The 19306-nt window shown below is 67.5% G+C and carries 14 protein-coding genes and 6 pseudogenes; 11 read left to right on the top strand and 9 right to left on the bottom strand.

The genetic code is table 11. The annotated features are described in order from the left end of the window. Window positions 1–64: 64 nt before the first annotated feature. Both ACFZDL_RS41975 and ACFZDL_RS41980 read right to left on the bottom strand, forming a co-directional pair. Window positions 65–1308, bottom strand: a pseudogene (locus ACFZDL_RS41975) (IS256 family transposase). 300 nt (window positions 1309–1608) lie between these two features. Next, window positions 1609–2919 (bottom strand): MFS transporter, encoded by a 1311-nt coding sequence (locus tag ACFZDL_RS41980; RefSeq protein ID WP_353595911.1) that lies wholly within the window; start codon window positions 2917–2919, stop codon window positions 1609–1611. Window positions 2920–2995: 76 nt separating this feature from the next. Between ACFZDL_RS41980 and ACFZDL_RS41985 the strand changes: the two genes are divergently transcribed. Then, entirely contained in the window at window positions 2996–3562 is a 567-nt protein-coding gene (locus ACFZDL_RS41985; RefSeq protein ID WP_353595910.1) for a TetR/AcrR family transcriptional regulator, read from the top strand. A 205-nt stretch (window positions 3563–3767) separates the two neighbouring features. Here the strand turns inward: ACFZDL_RS41985 and ACFZDL_RS41990 are convergent. Further along, window positions 3768–3995: pseudogene (locus ACFZDL_RS41990) on the bottom strand (transposase); the annotation flags it as partial. A gap of 113 nt (window positions 3996–4108) precedes the next feature. Here ACFZDL_RS41990 and ACFZDL_RS41995 point away from each other — a divergent pair. The 3 genes and pseudogenes from ACFZDL_RS41995 (at window position 4109) to ACFZDL_RS42005 (ending at window position 7023) form a co-directional block, all read left to right on the top strand. Next, complete coding sequence (locus ACFZDL_RS41995; protein WP_353595909.1) at window positions 4109–5623, top strand: ATP-binding protein; 1515 nt, start codon at window positions 4109–4111, stop codon at window positions 5621–5623. Between the two features lie 694 nt (window positions 5624–6317). Then, window positions 6318–6656, top strand: a pseudogene (locus ACFZDL_RS42000) (transposase); the annotation flags it as partial. A 34-nt stretch (window positions 6657–6690) separates the two neighbouring features. Next, entirely contained in the window at window positions 6691–7023 is a 333-nt protein-coding gene (locus ACFZDL_RS42005; protein WP_353595908.1) for a transposase, read from the top strand. Between the two features lie 182 nt (window positions 7024–7205). Here the strand turns inward: ACFZDL_RS42005 and ACFZDL_RS42010 are convergent, their stop codons facing one another. After that, window positions 7206–8579 carry a serine hydrolase domain-containing protein gene (locus ACFZDL_RS42010; protein ID WP_353595907.1) on the bottom strand — a complete coding sequence of 458 codons (1374 nt, stop codon included), beginning with the start codon at window positions 8577–8579 and terminating at the stop codon, window positions 7206–7208. A gap of 105 nt (window positions 8580–8684) precedes the next feature. Between ACFZDL_RS42010 and ACFZDL_RS42015 the strand changes: the two genes are divergently transcribed. Next, window positions 8685–9380 carry a TetR/AcrR family transcriptional regulator gene (locus ACFZDL_RS42015; protein ID WP_353595906.1) on the top strand — a complete coding sequence of 232 codons (696 nt, stop codon included), beginning with the start codon at window positions 8685–8687 and terminating at the stop codon, window positions 9378–9380. A gap of 330 nt (window positions 9381–9710) precedes the next feature. On the opposite strand, the gene ACFZDL_RS42020 is transcribed toward ACFZDL_RS42015, so the two are convergent. Next, complete coding sequence (locus ACFZDL_RS42020; RefSeq protein WP_353595905.1) at window positions 9711–10265, bottom strand: GNAT family N-acetyltransferase; 555 nt, start codon at window positions 10263–10265, stop codon at window positions 9711–9713. A 357-nt stretch (window positions 10266–10622) separates the two neighbouring features. Between ACFZDL_RS42020 and ACFZDL_RS42025 the strand changes: the two are divergent. Next, a pseudogene (locus ACFZDL_RS42025) lies at window positions 10623–10861 on the top strand (ABC transporter permease); the annotation flags it as partial. Between the two features lie 40 nt (window positions 10862–10901). On the opposite strand, the gene ACFZDL_RS42030 reads toward ACFZDL_RS42025, so the two are convergent. Both ACFZDL_RS42030 and ACFZDL_RS42035 read right to left on the bottom strand, forming a co-directional pair. Further along, window positions 10902–11138, bottom strand: a complete 237-nt coding sequence (locus ACFZDL_RS42030; protein ID WP_353595932.1) for a hypothetical protein — start codon at window positions 11136–11138, stop codon at window positions 10902–10904. After that, on the bottom strand, window positions 11135–11680 hold the full coding sequence (locus ACFZDL_RS42035; protein ID WP_353595904.1) for an ATP-binding protein: 546 nt from the start codon (window positions 11678–11680) through the stop codon (window positions 11135–11137). The genes ACFZDL_RS42030 and ACFZDL_RS42035 overlap by 4 nt, the downstream gene beginning before the upstream one ends. 21 nt (window positions 11681–11701) lie before the next feature. Here ACFZDL_RS42035 and ACFZDL_RS42040 point away from each other — a divergent pair. Next, window positions 11702–12858 (top strand): annotated as a pseudogene (locus ACFZDL_RS42040) (integrase core domain-containing protein). Between the two features lie 181 nt (window positions 12859–13039). Here the strand turns inward: ACFZDL_RS42040 and ACFZDL_RS42045 are convergent. Together ACFZDL_RS42045 and ACFZDL_RS42050 are read right to left on the bottom strand one after the other, a co-directional pair. Then, window positions 13040–13942, bottom strand: a complete 903-nt coding sequence (locus tag ACFZDL_RS42045; RefSeq protein ID WP_353595903.1) for a hypothetical protein — start codon at window positions 13940–13942, stop codon at window positions 13040–13042. 65 nt (window positions 13943–14007) lie between these two features. Then, the gene (locus ACFZDL_RS42050) at window positions 14008–14421 is read right to left on the bottom strand and encodes a hypothetical protein (protein WP_353595902.1); all 414 of its coding nucleotides are present in this window, start codon (window positions 14419–14421) and stop codon (window positions 14008–14010) included. 385 nt (window positions 14422–14806) lie between these two features. Between ACFZDL_RS42050 and ACFZDL_RS42055 the strand changes: the two genes are divergently transcribed. The 4 genes and pseudogenes from ACFZDL_RS42055 to ACFZDL_RS42070 form a co-directional block, all read left to right on the top strand. Further along, on the top strand, window positions 14807–15874 hold the full coding sequence (locus ACFZDL_RS42055; protein WP_353595901.1) for a helix-turn-helix domain-containing protein: 1068 nt from the start codon (window positions 14807–14809) through the stop codon (window positions 15872–15874). A 38-nt stretch (window positions 15875–15912) separates the two neighbouring features. Then, window positions 15913–16899: a helix-turn-helix domain-containing protein gene (locus tag ACFZDL_RS42060; RefSeq protein WP_391193990.1), complete on the top strand. Its 987-nt coding sequence runs from the start codon at window positions 15913–15915 to the stop codon at window positions 16897–16899. After that, complete coding sequence (locus tag ACFZDL_RS42065) at window positions 16797–17636, top strand: IS5 family transposase (protein ID WP_353595930.1); 840 nt, start codon at window positions 16797–16799, stop codon at window positions 17634–17636. Before ACFZDL_RS42060 ends, ACFZDL_RS42065 begins: the two co-directional genes overlap by 103 nt. Before the next feature lie 577 nt (window positions 17637–18213). Next, window positions 18214–19279, top strand: a pseudogene (locus ACFZDL_RS42070) (ISAzo13 family transposase); the annotation flags it as partial. Window positions 19280–19306: the final 27 nt, after the last annotated feature.

Here is a 19306-nt window from a genome sequence, read left to right on the forward strand (position 1 = left end):
GCCCCACAGGGTCCGCTCGCGCACCCACGCCGCTTCCTCGGTCATGTCCCGCTGGGTGGTGTAGTCACGGCAGCTGTTTCGATTTCGGTTGTGGGGTGATCTTGGGTTCGGGCGGGGTTGGCTGAGTGGTGAAGAGGTCGGCCATGGAGGCTTCGGAGAGGTAGCGGCTGTCGAAGACCTGCCATGCGTCGTGGAGTTCGGCCAAGACCGCGGCGGCGAGCCGGTCCAGGGTTGCGGGGTTGGGAAAGACCTGGACGACGTCGGCCCGCCGTTTGATCTCCCGGTTCAGCCGTTCCAGCGGGTTGGTCGACCAGATCTTCTTCCAATGGGCCGACGGGAAGTCCGCGAACGCCGTGATGTCTGGTGCGGCGTCCAGCAGCATCTTCTTGACCTGGGGGAACTGTCGTCCGAGCATGTCGGCGACCACGTCCAGCTGGGTGCGGACGGCCGCGGCGGTGGTCTGCGCGAAGATGGTGCGGATGGTGGCTGCCACCATCTCTCCCGAGCCCTTTTCGATTACCGCGAGGACGTCTGGCACGAAGTGGACGCGGCAGCGTTGCCAGGCTGCGCCGAGGAAGACGGTGCGGATCGCTGCCACCAGCCCGCTGTGGCTGTCGGAGATGACCAGCTGGACGTTCTCCAGGCCGCGGGCCCGCAGCGAGCGCAGGAACTTGGTCCAGAACGGCTTCGACTCGCTGTCGCCGACCATCAGCCCGAGGATCTCTCGGTGCCCGGTGGCGGAGATCCCGGTCGCGATGACCACGGCCTGGGAGGCGATCCGGTGATTGACCCCTGCCTTGCAGTGGGTGGCGTCCAGGAAGACGTAGGGGAAGACGGTGTGATCCAGCGGCCGTTCCTTGAACGCGGTCAGTTCCTCGTCCAGTTCGCCGCAGATCCGGGAGACCTCGGATTTGGAGGTCCCGCTGTCTGCTCCGAGGGTTTGACCAGGCCATCGACCGAGCGGGTCGAGACCCCGTGCACGTATGCCTCCATCACCACGGCGAACAGAGCCCGGTCGATCCTGCGGCGCCGCTCCAGCAGGGAGGGGAAGAACGACCCGGTCCGCAGCTTGGGGATCTTCAGGTCCACGTCGCCGGCCTGGGTGGTCAGCAGGCGTTCGCGGTGTCCGTTGCGCCAGGTCGTGCGCTTGTCGGAGTGCTCGCCCGGGGCGGCACCGATCATGTCGGTGGCCTCGGCCTCGATGAGCTCTGGCAGGATGCGCTCGCACGCCACCCTGATTGCTTCAACTCCCTCGGCCCGACGTAGTGACTCCAGCAGCCGCATCAGCTCAGACTGGGACAAGGCCATCGCGTGTTCCTCCGGTTGAACTGGCCGTTCACCAGGGAGGCTTGCGCGATGGCCTGCCCTTGTTCAGGGAGCATGCATGGTCAGCGGATGCACGCCCCGGGCAGACACCCGCGCGTTCCGGAACGCGGCCCGGCTACACCACTTCATGGGACGCGATCGCTTCCTCGGGCTTGGGAGTGAAGAAGACGTGCATCTCCCGCGCCGACATCAGCCGCTTGAAACGCGGATACGCGGTCCGTTCTATCGAGGTCACGCCGCCGGTCCCCGCCGCGGTCACGAACCCGATCACTTTTTAACCGCTCAAGATCGCCCTATTACCCCTTCCGGCCGTATCTCGGCTGACCCCCCGGTCGCGGGGGTGCGGGTCGCGCGCAGGCGCTGGGCGAGCAGGGCGAGGGCGCAGAGGGCGGCGACCGTCGCCGCGTAGGTGACGAACGTGTCCTGCAGACCGGCGTGCGTGGCGGCGATGCCGGCGATCACGGCCGGGATGCTGAAGGCCAGGTAGGAGATGACGAAGGCGACGGAGAGCAGCTCGCTGCGTTCGGCGGGGCGGGCTATCCGGGCCAGGGTGCCGAAGCTGGCGAGGGCGGAGCCGCCGAAGCCGACGCCCGCGATCGCGGTTCCGAGCGCAGCCGCGGTCAGGGAGTGCTCCTCCACACCGGTCAGGGCGACGGCCGTGCCGACGAGGAGCAGGGTCGCGCTGACGGCGAGGGTTCGTCCGACGGGCCAGCCGCGCAGGGCGAGGGCAGTGACGAAAGCCGGGCCGGTGAGCAGGGTGACCACCAGTCCGCCGACGACGTGGCTGGAGAGGCCGAACAGGCCGACGGCGACGGACGGGCCGAGGGAGAGGTAGAGGCCGCCGAGCGCCCAGCTCGCGATGAGGATCGGGACCAGGCTCAGCAGGTCGGCCCGCAGATGGGGGGCGATCCGCAGGCGGGGCTGGAGCGAGCGGGCGGCGCCGGGGCGGCGCAGCGAGGTCTCGGGCAGGGCCGACAGGAGGGCGCCGGCCACCACGAGGGCGAGGAGCAGCAGCACGTAGACGAGGCGGGTGGGGTGCGGCCCGTACTCGATGAGGAGCCCGCATCCGAGCGAGCCCAGTCCGAGTCCGAAGGTGGGTGCGGTGCCCGTGACGAGGCCCGCCCGGTGCGGGGCGTGCGCGGGGTTGAGGTCGGACAGGGCGGCGCCGAGCGTGGTCATGGCGGCCCCGGTGGCGATGCCCTGGATGAAGCGTGCCGTCAGCAGCAGGCCGACGTTGCCCGCGGTGAGGAACAGGACCATCGAGACCGCTTCGAGGGCGATCGCGGAGAGCAGGACCGGACGGCGGCCGAGGTGGTCGGAGAGGGCGCCGAGGACGAGCAGTGCCCCGATCATGCCGAGCACGTAGACGGCGAAGACCGTGGTAAGGGTGGTGGCGGAGAAGTGCCATTCCTGCTGGTAGACGACATAGAGCGGGGAGGGCGCGCTGGAGGCGGCCATGAACAGCACGAAGACGACCGCGAGGGAGGCGAAGGCGACGGGACGGCTCAGCCGTCGTCGCCTCTCCTCCGGTGGCGCCACCCGGGCGGTGGGCGGCGGGGAGGGCTGGAGGTGGGACGGGGCGGGACCGGACACGACGCGACTCCAAAAGCAGTGATCAATGCGTTTAGGACGCTACCACTAACGCAATGATCAGTGCGATAATTTCCCCATGGCTGACTCGTCGACCCAGGTACGTCCCGGCGGCCGCTCCGCGAAGGTGCGGGCGGCCGTCCACCGTGCCGTCGCAGAACTCCTCGCCGAGGAGGATGCGGAGACCCTGACCCTGCCCGCCGTGGCCGCGCGCGCCGGCGTGCACCCCACCACCTTGTACCGGCGCTGGGGGTCCGCCGCCCAGCTACTCAACGACGTCGCCACCAGCCGCTTCACCGGCGACCTGGTCGTCCCCGACTCCGGCTCCCTCGCCGGCGACCTCCAGCGCTGGCTCGCCGATGTGGCCACCGACGTCGCCGACCCGGACACGCTCGCCCTCATGCGGGCGACCATCGGCTCCGGCCCGGCGGGCGGCTGCGCCTGCGTCGAGGACCGCCACCGCCAGCTCGGCGCGATCATCCAGCGCGAACAGGACCGCCGGGGGACGGCACTCGACGTGGAGACCGCGGCGGACTTCCTCCTCGGCCCGCTCTACTACCGCGCCATTTTCACCCCCGAGCCTGCCTCCGCCGACTGGGCCCGCACACTGGTGTCCACCTATCTGGCGACGCTCCGGACGCCCTGAGCCGCACACGGATCGCGGGGGCGCGGCGTGGCGCACGCACAGGCATCTCGCCTGGGCGGCCCCTTCGGTATCAGGCGCAGTACCTGTGGGGCTCTGTCGCCCGATTCGCGGTGAGGCCCGATTCGATCAGCGTGACCTGAGCATTCAGCGTCAGCGGCCTACCGGTTGGGCCAGGTCGACCGAATCGGGCGACAGAGTCCCACAGGATCTGGGCGAGCAGGCCGCGCAACCGGTTCGTGGTGCGGTTGACCTCACCAGCGAGGTCGTTGTCGTAGCCGGTGAGCATAGTCAGCCCGGCCAGTGCCTCGTCGTCACTGTCCACCGTGCGCAAGGTGTACGGCATGGTGCGGGCGGCGTCCGCGATGACGAACGCGTCACGGGCGTCGGTCTTGGCCTCGCCGGGGTAGAGGTCGGCGGCCCGGCGCATCGACAGTCGTGACGCCGCGACTCCGGCTGGTGTGCTGGCACGCCTTTCCTGGAATGGTTAGGGTTGGCCTTAACGTAAATCGTTAGGGTAGGCCTTAACTAGCTCGGAGGGGTCGGTGGATGGGAGAGATCGGCAAGCCGGGGCGGCTGTTGGACCGTGATCATGAGTGGCGGCTACTGAACGGCTTTCTTGCAGATCCTGCCTCTGAGCTGCGGCTCGCCGTTGTCTCGGGGCGGCGGCGGAACGGGAAGTCGTTCCTGCTGGAGGCGCTCACGGAGGCAGTGGGCGGGCTGTATCTGACCGCAGTGCAGGAGGAAGGTCGAGTGCCCGCGCTGCGCCGGTTCACCGAGGCGATCGCCGCGCACGCGGGGGTGCGGCCTGGCGCGATGCGGTTGGACGACTGGAGCGATGTGCTCACCGCCGCGCTGGAGGTGGTGAACCGAGCGGCCGGGGCGTCACTGATCGTGATCGATGAGCTGCCGTATCTGCTACAGCACTCCCCGGAGATCCCCGGCTTTCTGCAACTGCTCTACGACCAGTCGCAGTCCGGCAGGGCGCCCGGCGGCCGGATCGTACTGTGCGGCTCAGCGATGAGCGTGATGTCCGAGCTGCTGTCCGGTACTAAGCCGCTACGCGGCCGGGCCGTGCTTGACCTGCGCCTGCCCGCCTTCGACTACCGCACCGCCCGCACTCACTGGGGGGTGGGAGACCCGGGCGTGGCGCTGCAGGTCGACGCTGTGCTGGGTGGTGCCCCCGGCTACCGGCCGCTGGCCGCGGGGCCGGCGCCGCAGAGCGAGGCGGAGTTCGGCCCCTGGGTGGAACGCACTCTGCTGGATCCGGGGCGGGCGTTGTACTCGCGGGTGGAGGCCGAGTTCCTCCTGCGCGAGGATCCGCGGATCACTCATCGCACGCTGTACTACGACGTGCTGTCCGCGGTGGCCCGGGGGGCTTCGACGCCTGCGAAGGTCGGGTCGATGCTGGAGCGGTCCCGATCGGCCATGGTCGCCCCGCTCGAGGTACTCGAATCCACCGGATACATCCGTAAGGAGCAGGATCTCCTCAAGGCGCGCCACCCGGTCATCAGCGTGGCGGACCCGGTGATCCGGTTCAATCAGCTGATCACGTTGCCCATGGTGGACCTGGTGGAGCGGCGGCGCGGAGGCCAGGTGTGGCAGTCATCCCGGCCGACATATCATTCAAAGATCCTTGGCCCGCACTTTGAGGAGACCGCGCGCGACTGGGCCCGCTCCTTCGCGCTCGACGAGACGGGTCTGTCTCTCGGTGCGGTCGGTACGGCGGAGATCGCTGACCCGGCCGCCCGGACCAAGCACGAGATCGACGTACTGGCCATGGCCCCCGGCGAGCGCCCGCAGAGCCCCCGAGCGGCAATCGCCCTGATCGGCGAGGCCAAGGCAACTATCCAGCCCCGCGGACTGAAGGACCTTGAGCGCCTGGAACATATCCGGACCCTTCTGGCTGCGCAGGGGCATCGGCCCGATGACGCGGCCTTGGCTCTCTTCTCCCTGCATGGTTTCCGTCAGGACGTCATTGACGCCGCTGCACGCCGCCGCGACGTCCTTCTCGTTGATGTCGGCGCCTTGTACGGGGACGGGCCGGTCCGCGGCCTGCGATGACATGCTTGTGGCGACGCGTACGGTCTGCCTTGACCAGCTGCGACGAGTTTCCGAACCGCACGGGGAGCCTACGGAACTGAGGTGACCAGGCAGAGCCTCGTCCGGCTCCGTATGAGGGTATGCGGCCCTGAGCGGGGTGCTACGGAGCGGTACGGATGATTGAGGAGAGTTGTCGCTGGGCTGGGGGTCAAGGGGTCGCAGGTTCAAATCCTGTCGTCCCGACCAGCATCATCGCAGGTCGGAGGCCGTTTCCGCGGGTAGCGGAGGCGGCCTTAACCGTTTCCGGGCTGGGAGCAATGGGGAGCCCTCTGGGAGCCCTCGTGCTCCCAACTCGCCCACGTGTCAACGGTGCCCGATTCGTCCGTCACCCGATCAGGTAGACCTACCGCGCCGTACCGAGTCCCCACGCGCCGGCGTCAACCAGGGGCCCCGACGTCACCCCATCGATCCGGATGCCCTCTGCATCGAGAGGCATAAGAACCCCTTGTCGGCTCTCGACCCCCTTTCGGGGTGGGAGCGCGGTGTCATGCTCCCCATGCGACAGGGGGGGAAGGCACGGGCTGACGGCCTCGGTCGGCCCGTTTCCGCAGGCAGCCGGGGCTCGGGTGTCCAGGGTGCGAGTTGCCTGCCGCGTCAAGGCGGGGCAAAGCCCCTTGGCGTCCGCGTGCAGATGGGGCACTCCCAGGGCGTGAGCGCCGTATCCGGCTCTACCGCGCTGCGCACCGCCCGCGCTGAAGCACGCGAACACGTCTGGCGATTGGCCGGTGAAGCAGCACCGGACGCAGGCGGGCGGGTGATCGTGGACATCGACGGCGTCCTCGTCCTGGCGCACTCCGAGAAGCAGGACGCCGCCGCGACCTGGAAGAAGACGTTCGGGCACCACCCGCTGATGGGGTTTGTCGACCACGGCCGCGGCGGGTCCGGCGAGCCGGTGGTGGGTCTGCTGAGGCCCGGAAACACGGGCTCGAACACCGCCGCTGACCACATCGAGGCCACCAGGCCGGCCCTGGCCCAGTTGCCGAAACGGTTGCGGTGCTCCAGCCCAGTCCCCGGCCCTGCTCGCGCTGGTGACGGTGGTGCAGTTCACCGAGAACCTCACCGACCGGCAGGCCGCGGACGCGTCACGGGGCCGTCTGTCGTGGAAGTACGCGCTGGGCACAGAGCTGTCCGACGCTGGCTTCGACTTCTCCGCGCTGTCGAGGTTCCGCACCCGGCTGGCTGGTCATGGCCTGGAACGGGCCCTCCTTGACAGGCTCGTCGAGCACTGTCGCGAGGCCGGGCTGATCAAGGCCGGCGGCAAGCAGCGCACCGACTCCACCCACGTGATCAGCGCGGTCCGCGACCTGAACCGCACCGAACCGGCCGGGGAGAGCGTGCGGGCCGCGCTGGAGGCGCTCTGACAACGCTCACCCACCGTCACCGCATCACGAAAATCTTGCAAGAGCCGTGGATGTGCACCACCCCGTACCTATGAGAGTGCACCAACTCTGTGGCGGAGACGGGTCGTGTCCGTGAGCCGACTGCCGCCGGTTCCGGGTGCAGGCAGGGGCGGCCGCGCAGGACCGCCCCTGCCTGCGTTGGATCAGGATGCTTCCGTGACCCGGTTGAAGAGACGGCCGGCGAGGTCGACGCCTGCGACCGCGCCGTTGGCGTCGCGGGAGAAGTAGCCACGCTGCCCCTTGAGACCGCCTTCGGTGACGATGTACTCGTCGCCGTCGGGAAGGAAGCCGATGGCCGCGGCCGGGTAGTCCGGGGGCATTTCCTCGTCAGACGCTTCGCGGATCTCCGGCTTGATCCCGACCGCCAGGGTGAGGCGGGTGCCGTCGTTGGCGATGTCGAGGTTCATGGCGTCGATCTCATAGCGGCCGACGACCTGTTGGGCCTGTCCCTCGTCGTACGGGAGCGGCTCCGCCGTCTTCTCGACGATGCCGAGGTAGTGCTCGAGTGCCCACCGCACGACGGACTGGTTGAAGGGGTAGCCGTCCGGACCCACGTTGGCCAGGGAGACCACCGCGAAGCTGCGCTCGGGCACGATGAGCAGCTCTGCGAACTGGCCGTTGCCCGAGCCGCCGTGGCCGATCCCGTGAAGGCCGTCCAGGTCGTGCAGGAACCAGCAGATGCCGAAGCCGTCGCCGAGCGTGCTGGCGCGCAGCTCGATCGTCCGCTCCCGCATGCGGTACAGCTCTGCGGCGGGCAGCACGCCCTCGCCGTCGCCGAGTTGGAACCGTGCCCAGCGCAGCAGATCGCTCACTGAGGAGGCGAGACCGCCGCCGGGGTTGTCGCCGCGCGCGCCCTCCTTGAACGCTCCCCAGGGCCGGGCGGGGTGCAGTTCGCCGTTGTCGCCGCGGTTGTAGCCCACGGCGAACTTGCGGACCATCACCTCGGACAGGCCGTACACGGTGTCCGCAAGGCCCACCGGCTCCAGGACGAGCGAGGCCATGGCCTGCTCGAAGGGCAGGCCCGTGACCTTCTCGATGATCCGCCCGGCCAGGTTGTAACCGGCCTGGCTGTACGAGGCGCGGGCCCCGGGCGGTGCGATCAGCGGCAGCTGGGGCAGCTTCGCCACGAGCCCGGCCAGGGAGCGGTCGCCCACGCCGTCGTCGATCACGTTCCAGTCCAGGCCCGCGGTGTGGTTGAGCAGGTTCAGGACAGTGATCTGCCCCGCGGCCTGCTCGTCGGCGAGCTTCAGTTCGGGAACGTAGCGCCGCACCGGTGCATCCAGGTCCACCTTCCCTTCGGCGACCAGGCGCATCAGCGCGGTCGCTGTGAAGGTCTTGGATACCGACGCCAGAGGAAACAGCGTCTTCTCGTCGACCGGCAGCGGGTTGCTGAGGCTCGTCACGCCGTGCGAGGCGTAGATCTCCTGGCCGTCCAGGAGCACCCCGACGGCTACACCAGGAACGCCGAGCTCCGTGGCCTGCGCCTTGACGAACTCCGACAGCTTGTCCTGCGGCATTGGTCCCCCTTCGGGCACTTGAACTAAGTACGAGAGGGAGCGTAGGCCGCCACTCGAACAAAGTGCAAGACTTTGCGTGAACTAAGTTCAAGTAGAGTGGTGGCCATGCCGCGAGACACACTGACCGCAGACCGGATCGTCCGTGCGGCCATCGAGCTGCTCGACGACGAGGGACTGGACGGCCTCAACATGCGGAGCCTGGCGAAACGGCTCGGCTCGGCCGCCACGGCCGTCTACTGGCACATCAAGACCAAGGACGACCTGGTCCGACTCGCCAGCGACGCGATCTGGCACGAGGTCGAGCTGCCCGATCTCGACGCCACCGACTGGCGCACGGCCGCCACCGCCCATGCCTCCGGCATACACGCGATGCTCACCCGGCACCCCTGGCTCGTCCAGGCATTCGGCAGCCACCTCCTGCACGGACCCGGCCAGGCCCGGCACAACGACCTCAGCCTCGCCATCTACGAAAAGGCGGGCTTCACGGCCGGCGACGCGGACCGGGCGGCTGCCACCGTGTTCACCTTCGTGCTCGGCAGCGCGCTCGGCCCTGCCGCGCAGGTCTCGCTCAACCGCCGGCTGAGCAAGAACAGCGCAGACGCGGGGCAACTGATGGCCGACGCCATGACACGCGCCACTGAGACCGCCATGCAATTCCCGCGTCTGCGCGAACGCCTCGGGACCCGGGCTGCCACGGAGTATGCCGCGGCGCCCGACAAGACCTTCGCGTTCGGCCTTCAGTCCCTCCTCGACGGTTTCGAGGCCCGCCTCACCGACGACCGCGCCGACCGGCGCGAGTGACCCGCGCCCGGACAACACCCACCCGCCCAGCCCACTCCCCCTTCCCGGCTTCGCGTCGACGCACAAGAAGGGTGAGGTGAGACAGGTCGATCGTGATCACGGCCGGGCAGCGTGGAGACTCCCCGCCGTTCGAACGCAAGGTCGACAACGTTCGCAACCGCAAGAAGCGCGGCTCCCAACGGAGGACGCCCCCGAAGTTCGACAAGATCGACTACCGCGAGCGCCGCGCGGTCGAGTGCGGTATCAACCGCCTCAAGAGGCATCGGGCTGTGGCCACGAGATACGACAAGCTCGCGGTCCGCTACGAGGCAACCGTCATCGCCGCCGCTATCAACGCATGGTTGAACCAGCGTTATCGAGAACGATCCAGTAGCGGCGCTTGACCCCGATTTCGGTGCTGCGCACATCTTCCAGAACGCCGCCGTTGCTCTCGATGGTGCGCGCCGAGCCGACGTTGCCATCGTCACAGGTGAGAAGAACCCGGTCCAGACCGAGCCCCGGCGCCTTGAGCAGGACCGCTCCCAGCGCCCACGTGGCCAGTCCGCGTCTTCTGGCAGAAGGCCGAATGCTGTAGCCGATGTGTCCGCCGCCTTCGAGCAGAAAGGCGTTCAGATAGTGCCGAAGGTCGATGGCCCCCAGGTAGGTCTCGTCGTCGACGATCCACCAGTGGGTGGCGTGGACGCGTCCTTCCCCGACAGGCAGCGACCGGTCTGACTGCTGGCGCAGTCGCTCGACCCATGCGGCGAAGCCTTCCGGGCTGTCAAGGTCATCGTCGGCAACTAGACGCAGGCCAGCGCCATCTTGGTGGGCACCCGGCTGCCACTCATCGCGCGCCGTGAGCCACGAGGAATGCAGTCGTTCCGTGGGGGCGATCAGTTCAGCCATGCGAGCGACGATAACACCCGCACACCCGACGTGATCAGGAACTTTGTATCGGATCGGGCCTCTGGCGTGATCATTGGTCCCAATGCCCCAGTTCCTGAGGAAGAGAATCGGCGTGTTCAGGACATGGAGCGGTTGACTCATCACATCGCCCGGGCTCGAGACGAATGCCCGGCGACATGTCTACAGCGTGGCGCCGCTGAACTAAGCAGAAACTCCGCGGAGTTGGCATCAGGTCGGGGACGACGAGACCGATCCGGTTGAGGCATCATGGTGCTCAGGAGGGAGCACAAGGACTTACCAGACTACCGAAACGCGAAACTCCCACCGATCACGGTCCCTCAAACCGAGCCGCACCCCATGGAGATTGCACGGCCGGTCGCGTCCGACGCGTTGCTGCCGGCGCTGGACCAGACGCGCACAGTCGGGCTGGTGACGCTCCCCGGGGCATTCGTGGGCATGCTCCTGGGCGGGGCGAGTCCGCTCATGGCGGGGGCGTTCAGCTGTTTGTCCTGATCGCACTGATGGCGGTGCAGGCCATTGCCGTTGCTGTGACCGTCGAACTCATCGCTCGTCGCCTTCTGTTCCGTCCTGGGCCGCGGGCCACCTGTCATCCGCGCCGGGCCTCACGCCAGAGGTCTATTCCGCGGGCGAACACCTGTGCTGGAGGGGAACAGCACTCGCGGACATCTGGACGGCTGGGCGAACCTGACCGGCCTCGATGTGGTGGGTGGTGTCGGCATAGGCGGTCACGAGGTCGAGCTCGTGGGTGACGCGGACGAGCGTGAGCCCTTTCTCCGCTCGCAGACGGGTGAGCGGATCCATGATGGCGTCGGTGGTTTCGGGATCCAGTGCGGAGGTGATCTCGTCGCTCAAAGTGCCGTGCCCACGGTATGGCTCTCCTCCAGGCCGAGGACACCGCACAGACCCGGATCGAGCCGCGTCAATGACCCCAGCTCGCCGTAGGCCCGGCGGATCAGCTGGAGGAGGTCACGGCCGGGTAGGCGGACGACCAGGCGCGCTCCGCCGAGGCCGCCGTCATCGGGTGCGGGGTCCTGGTCGGCGTAGGCGGTGCCACCGTGTGCGGTGATGACCTTGCCGACGATGGCGAGGCCGAGGCCCGAACCGCCGGCCTCGCGGGACCGCGCTTCGTCGAGTCGGGTGAAGCGGCCGAAGACCCGCAGCCGGTCTGCGGGCGGGATGCCCGATCTGTCGTCGCTGACGGTGAGTTCGACGGTGCCTCCGCGTTCGCTCAGGGCGACCCGTACCTGCCGGCTGGCGTGGCGGCGGGCGTTGTCCAGCAGGTTGCGTAGACGCAGCGCAGTGCCTCGGCATCGCCCCGCACCCGCCCGCCCGAGACCCTGAAGGGTGTCTTTATTGGCGTACGGTGGTTGACCTGGGGCTTTGTGATCCTCCAAGTATGGGCATGATCAGTGAGTGTGGGTCTGCGACTGCTCTACCTGATCTTCTGCCGACTGCTGGGCTGCCTCCTCCTGCTGGGCCGATCGACCGCCGCGAACAGCGCCGAGATCCTGGCGCTTCGCCATGAGGTCGCCGTGCTGCGCCGGCAGATCAAGCGGCCAAGGCTCTCATGGGCCGATCGTGCCGTGCTCTCCGCCCTCGCCCGCCAGCTGCCGCCCGCCTTGCGTCGTCATCGGCTAGTCACCTCGGGCACGCTGCTGACCCGGCACCGTCGTCTGGTGCGCTGGAAATGGCGCCAGACCCCAAGCGGCCCCGGCCGGCCACCGCTGTCAGAGGAGATTGCGGCGCTCATCCAGCGCTCGGCACGAGAGAATCCGACCTGGGGGGTTACGTCAGGATCCAGGGCGAGCTGCGCCGGCTCGGTCATCGGGTTGCCGCCGCTACGGTCCGGCGCGTCCTGCGCCGCTCCGGTCTACCGCCCGCACCGCAGCGCGCATCCCAGCAGACCTGGCGTTCCTTCCTGCGCTCCCAGGCCAACACGCTGCTCGCCTGCGACTTCATGCACGTGGAGACCGTCCTCCTCAAGCGTCTCTATGTCTTCTTCGTCATGGAGATCGCCACCCGGCGCGTCCATGTCCTGGGCGTCACCGCACGCCCCACGGGCGCATGGGTCACTCAACTCGCCCGCAACCTGCTCATGGATCTCGGCGACAGGGCCGGGTGCTTCCGGTTCCTCATCCGTGACCGGGACAGCAAGTTCACCACCGCGTTCGACGCCGTCTTCGCCGGCAACGGCACAGCCGTCATCCCAACGCCGCCGCAAAGTCCCCGGTCCAACGCGTTCGCCGAACGATGGATACGTACAGCCCGCGCCGAGTGCACCGACCGACTCCTGATCACCGGTGAACGACACCTGCGTACGGTCCTCACCACGTACGCGGAGCACTACAACGCGGGACGGGCCCACCGCAGCCGCGGCCTACGAGCGCCCGACGATGACCCGAACGTCATCCCCCTGCCCGCTGCCGCGGTCAGGCGCCGCCAGGTACGTGGCGGACTGCTCAACGAGTACCACACCATGTCGCCCCGGGTGCCTCACCATCCACAGGAGACGCCCAGCTCAGCACGGCATCAAGCCGCACCCGCTTCTGGCGCTGCTGTTCCTGGGCAGTGAACCCGCCCCCCTGCGCCTATCGCACGGATGGGGCATACCCACGGATCGACAGCTCTCAGCACCTACGCCAAGGCGAGTTCAAGCGGAGTAGATCACACCCGTGGTGGAAACTGAGCGTACGCACTGAACCTCCCCAACCGACTGCTCGTACGCCACACGGTGAGACTGCCAGCGGTGCGGCTCAGCTCCTGTCGTCGCGCACCGCTTGGCGGGCGGTCTCCAGCCAGCGCGTCTTGCTCTCGGCGAAAGCGCGGAAGTCCTTCTCGTGCGAGCGGATGATCTTCCGCTGTATCCGGGTGTCGACCTGACGCCAGACGGAGATCAGACCGGTGCTTTCCTTGCACCGTACGTCCGCTCGCGCGGTGGCGATCTCCTGCGGGGAAGGGCGCGACGATTTCCTCCAACTCGGATCGCCCGTAACACTCAGAGGATCCGCCTGCTCGAAGCCACGGGCCCGCATGCACGCGCTCCACTTACGAATGGCCGCGGTTACCTCGGGGTCGTCCAGCGCTTCGTCGAACGCTTCAGAGACATAGGCGTTGTACTGGGACGTGTCGAACTCGGCACCCTGAAGCAGCGACTCCTGCGCCTTCTTCCAGCATCCGCCGCCTCCCTCACCGTAAGCGGCGCGCCGCACATGGGACGGCAGGTCCCGTCTCTCCTTCCACACCGCTTCACGGCGGTTCATGGCCTGCGTAGGAGGGGGCAGGTGGTAGCCGTAGCGGGCAGCCACCTCGGCTTCGAGCACGCCGTAGCGGCGCCGGTTGGGCGGTTCGGCGGCAGCCTCGGCCGGTGGCGGCAGCGGATTCCAGCCCAGGCCCTGGGCGCGCATGCAGTCGCGGATGAGGAGGTCCTGGGCGTACTCGACGGTATGGATCTGGAACGTGGAGAGCCCGTACGCGTCGAAGGGGAGGATCAGCTCACGTGCCTCTCGCCCCGGCGGGACATCCGCCGCCTTCGCGGAGCGCTGAGGGTCGGATACCGTGGATACGACAGTCACCGCCATGAACGAGCCGACCATGAGCACAGCGGCCGTCGCGACAAGGGCACTTCGTGGGCGGACGGACATGTCGGCGCTTCCCATGGATCGATCGGAGAACTGAGTGCGAGGCGGGCGCCGAGCGAGTCACCACCCGCCTCGACCGGTGATTACTGGAAGACCAGGCAGTCGGCCTTGTTGTCGAAGTTGTTGTTACTGAGGTCGCCGTCCGACGTCCACGGCCGGGACGTGTACTGCGCACCTGAGCAGACGGTGGAACCGCTCGGTGCGCGGTTGGCGTAGAGCACGACGTAGCGGCTGGTGTTGTTGTCCACCGAACTGACCGAGTCGCTCACCGCCCCCTCCGCAGACCCGCCGTCCCACTCGTCGTTCTCGAAGTTTCTGTCGGTCCCGGTGTAGGACTTCTTGTCACCTTTCATTCCGTCGTCGCCGTAGACCCAGAACCGTTCCACCGCGGCGCTGCCTGTTTCGGAGTTGGCGACCGCGGGTGTCCCGCCCCCCAACGTGACGGCTGGTACGGCCACGGCCATGGCGCTGAGCAGCATTGCGAAACGTCGTCGCACAACGGCGTCCTCTCACTTCTGTACCACTGGGAATGTTTTTGGACAGCGGAATTTCTGCACAGCACTGCTGTGTGCGTGGATTTCTTTTCGCGTTCCATCCGTCGAGTGCGCTGATGCTTTTCTTCGACGACTGGATGAGATCAACACTGTCACGAACCTCGTCGAGTTTCCTTGACGGACAGTGGCTGCTTTCTTGACGCAGCCTCTACACGCGATCCGTCCCGTGGCGCGAGGGGGCGGTCGTCCGCCCCAGCACCCCTGGTGTCGAGAAAACGTCTTTGTCGCTCCGACGCCCTCCTTCATGCTGGTCCTGCGCCCTGCGACTGACGACGGGACCTCGTGTGCTGTTCGGGCGTGTGTGCACCGTGCGACGGGGGAGACGACAGTGATCGAGACGGTGTTCCGCACCGACGAAGTGCCCGCGGCCGATCGGTTCGCGGCGTGGCGCGAGCGGTTGGGCAGGACCCACGCCCCTGTGGAGGTCACCAGACGGGACACGTCCGACTACCAGGCGCATCAGCGTGTTGTCGAACTCGGGAACATGATCGTGTCGCCGATGGCCATGCAGCCCGTAGCTGTTCTGCGAACGCCGAAGCTCATCCGGCAGTCCGACCCGGAGCTGTACCACCTGTCGCTGATCACCCACGGGACGGTGGGGTTCACGATGAGCGGCCCGGACGCCACGTACGGCGCTTACGACCTGCGGACCAACGACAGCTCGCGACCGTTCGCGATCCACATGGACGAGCGACAGGACCATGTCGCCTGCGTGGGCGTCGAAGTCCCCAAGGCGTGGCTGCCGCTGCCTGTGCGCCAAGTCGACCGGGTGATTGGCCGCCGGCTGACGGGACAACGTGGGTTCGGTGCACTGCTGTCGAGCTTCCTCACCCAGCTGACAACAAACACCGGCTCTTACACAGCAGCCGATGGCCCGCGGTTGGAGACAGTCCTGGCGGACCTGCTCGCCGCCCTGTTCGCCCACGAACTCGATGCCGAGGACTCACTCGCCCCAGAAACCCATGCTCGCACCATGACGCTGCGGATTCAGTCCTTCATCCGGCAGCGTCTCAGCGACCCCGACCTGACCCCGCCCGCGGTCGCCGCCGCGCACCATATCTCGGTCAGCTACCTGCACCGTCTCTTCCGGATCCACGGTCCGGGAAGCACGGTGGCGGGATTCATCCGGCATCATCGCCTGGAACAAGCCCGACGCGACCTCGGCGACCCGGCGAAACGAGCCTTGCCCATCTGCGATATCGCCGCCCGCTGGGGTTTTGCACACCACGCTGTCTTCACCCGCGCATTCCGCGCGGCCTACGCCCTCGCGCCGAGCGACTACCGCCACCAGACGCAGACGGAACACGGCGTGGCCGCGCTCACCAAGCTCACCAAGCTCACCAAGCCGCAAGACGATGGTCAACATCACCACAACGATGCCGATTCGACAGGGTGACCGGCCGGACGTCTCTGCTTTGCACAGGGGGAGAAATGATGATTGAGACCGTGTTCCGGACCAGTGAGCTTCCCAGAGCCGACAGGTTCGACTGCTGGCACGAGGAGATGGTGAACCTGCACGCACCCATGCGCATCACCAGCGACTACGCAGGTGACTTCTACGCGGACATGCGACTCCTGCAGCTCGGCTCCGTGTGCGTATGGCCGGGAACCGTGCAAACGACGAGATACCAGCGAACCCCGAGGCTGATCCGGCAGAGCGATCCGGAGGCGTATCACCTCACGCTCATGCTCCGGGGAGAAAAGACGCTGGGGCAGGGGAATCAGCAGGGTACGTGCGGCCCCTTGGACATTCAGATCCTCGATACGTCGCGCCCGTACGACGCCCTGGCCTGTGCGTCCGGGCATGAACCGCTCAAGGTCATCGGAATCGAAGTACCCAAGAACATGGTGCCGGTGCCCTTGGATCAGATCGATCGGCTAGTCACTCATCCGTTGTCGGGGCGTGAAGGTTTCGGTGCGCTCCTGGCCGGGTTCGTTACCCAGCTGGCCGGAGGTACTGATTCCTTCCGCTCGTCCGACGGACCTCTCCTGCAAGGCATTCTGATCGATCTGGTGTCCGCGCTGCTCGCGGCCGAACTTGAAGCCGAAAGCCACCTCGCTCCGGAAACCCGGACCCGCACCCTGGCGCTGCAGATTCAGTCCTTCATCCGGAAGCGTCTGGGTGACCCCGATCTCACACCGGCTGGGATCGCCGCCGCGCACCATATCTCGGTCAGCTACCTGCACCGCGTCTTCAAGGTTCACGGCCAAGGAGCCACGGTCACCGGATGGATCCGCCGGCACCGGCTGGAGCAAGCTCGTCGGGACCTCAACGACCCTGGCCAGCGGGCCTTACCCGTACACGAGATCGCGCACCGCTGGGGCTTCACCCACCACGCCGTCTTCACCCGCGCCTTCCGCGCCGCCTACGGCCTCTCCCCTCGCGACTACCGACACCAAGCCTCCGCCTCCCCGCCGTAGGGGCTTCTCTCCCGGACCGGACGCCTCGGCAGGGTGGGCGGTGGCGTGATCACCCGCAGGTGATCGATGCGATCGCGTTCAAGTACCGCACCGGGATGCCGTGGATGGATCTGCCCGAGCGCTTCGCGTCTTGGAAGGAGGCCCGCAACCGGCTGCGGATGTGGGCCGCCGACGGCACCTGGGAAAAGGTCTTCACCGCTTTGCTCGCCCAGGCTGACGCCGAAGGCGACCTCGACTGGGTCGTCGCGATTGACTCCACCGTCGTCCGTGCCCACCAGCACGCGGCCGGGGGCCCGTCCAAAGAGGCCCCGCCCGGCGAGCCGCACGATCACGCCCTCGGCCGGTCCCGCGGCGGGCTGACCACCAAGATTCACCTGGCGGCCGACAGCAGGTGCCGGCCACTGGCGTTCGTCATTACACCCGGCCAGGCCGGTGACGCACCCGCCTTCCCTCAGATCATGGCTCGCTTGCGAGTGCCGAGGCCGATCGGTCGCCCCCGAACGACACCCGAAGCGATCCTGGCCGACAAGGCGTATTCATCCCCCGCGATCCGCTCTCATCTGCGGCAGCGGGGAATCCGGGCGGTGATCCCCCAGCCCTCCGGCCAACTCGCCAACCGCAAGCGGCTCGGCCCGCAGAGGTCTTCGTTAGAGGGCAAGGCAGCGCCCTTGGGCGTCCTTGGGCTGGGAGATCAGCGGGGTGGTCGGGCCGTGCGTGGACAGTGGCGCGCGAAGTGACAAGCTGCTGGGCAAGGTATTGCGGCAAATCTGCTGTTGCAACACGGTGATGGTCGGTTGAGCCTGTCAACTTGTGCCGGGTCGCGGTGGCCCGGCTTCGGTGCGTAATCTCCGCATTCTTGGCGCCAGAGGATTGAGTCATCAGGAACAGCCAGGCGAAGATCCGTGTGACGATCAGGTAGGTAAGCCGCACCAGCACAGGGACTGGTCATGCTGGACAGGCCGAGTGAAGCCATTCTGGAGTAGCTTCTCATGGCCTGCGTTGGTTCGTCTTGACGTTGCCTCTCGGCGCGGGGGGGCAGGGCGTGGCGGTGGAGTATCTATGGTGCGTGGGATCGCCGGTTTGGCTAACCGGCGATCCCACGCTATGTTGCTCCGTCTGCTTGGGCGCCGACGTGCGTTCACGATCCCGACGACGCCTCGAAGTGAGCGGACTTGAAGATCTCGCCAGTGCTCACGGAGTGGAGGGGCGATCGCGACAGATCGATGCGAAGTCGCATGTCGCGCAGGTGTTGCACTAGCTGGTCTTGCGAGGCATGTCGTTGCGGCGCAGCCGGTCTCCGGCTTCGGCACTCTTGTGAAGTTTGCGGTGTTGTGGCCGCATCTCGATGAGCGGCAGCGACGGCTGTTGATGGCCGCGGAGGCCCGGGGGCTGGGGCATGGCGGCATCCGGGCCGTCGCCCGGGCGGCCGCGGTGAGCGAGACGACCGTCCGCAAGGGCGTGTTCGAGCTGGAGGCCGGTGAGGAGCCGTTGGGGCGGGTGCCCCGACCGGGCGGCGGACGCAAGCGGCTTACGGATCTCGACCCGAGGCTGCGACCGTCCCTGCTTGAGCTGGTCGAGCCTGACGAACGCGGAGATCCGATGTCGCCGCTGCGGTGGACAGTGAAGTCCACCCGCACCCTCGGCGAGAGCTGACCCAGGCCGGGCACAAGACCAGTGCCGACACTGTTGCCGGTCTGCTGCGGGAGGAGGGCTTCAGCCTGCAGGCCAACGCCAAGACACTCGAGGGCGGCCAGCATGCGGACCGGGACGCCCAGTTCCGCCACATCAGCGAGCAGGCACGCGAGCATCGAAACGCCGGCCAGCCGGTGATCAGCGTGGACACCAAGAAGAAGGAGCTCGTCGGCGACTTCAAGAACACCGGCTGCCAGTGGCGGCCGACCGGCGAACCCGTTCCCGTTCACATCCACGGCTTCGCCGACCCGCAGCTGGGCAAGGCCGTCCCCTACGGAATCTATGACATGGCGGCGAACACGGGCTGGGTCAACGTCGGCACCGATCACGACACCGCCGCGTTCGCGGTGGAATCCATCCGCCGCTGGAACTTGCCCAGCTCGCCGCCGAGACCGGGCTGACGATCATCGTGTGCCACCTGCCGCCCGGAACATCGAAGTGAAACAAGATCGAGCACCGGCAGTTCTCACACATCACCATGAACTGGCGCGGCCGCCCGCTGACCAGCCACGAAGTCATCGTGAACAGCATCGCGGCAACCACGACCCGCACCGGACTACGCGTGACCGCCCAGCTGGACACCAACACCTATCCCATCGGAATACGAATCGGCGACGCGGGAATGGCCGTCCTTCCGCTGACCCGGCACACATTCCACGGCGACTGGAACTATGTCCTGCACCCCCAGCCAGACCCTGCAATCCCTGCAACCCCG

The sequence above is a fragment of the Streptomyces sp. NPDC007917 genome, assembly GCF_042959105.1.
Classification (GTDB): domain Bacteria; phylum Actinomycetota; class Actinomycetes; order Streptomycetales; family Streptomycetaceae; genus Streptomyces.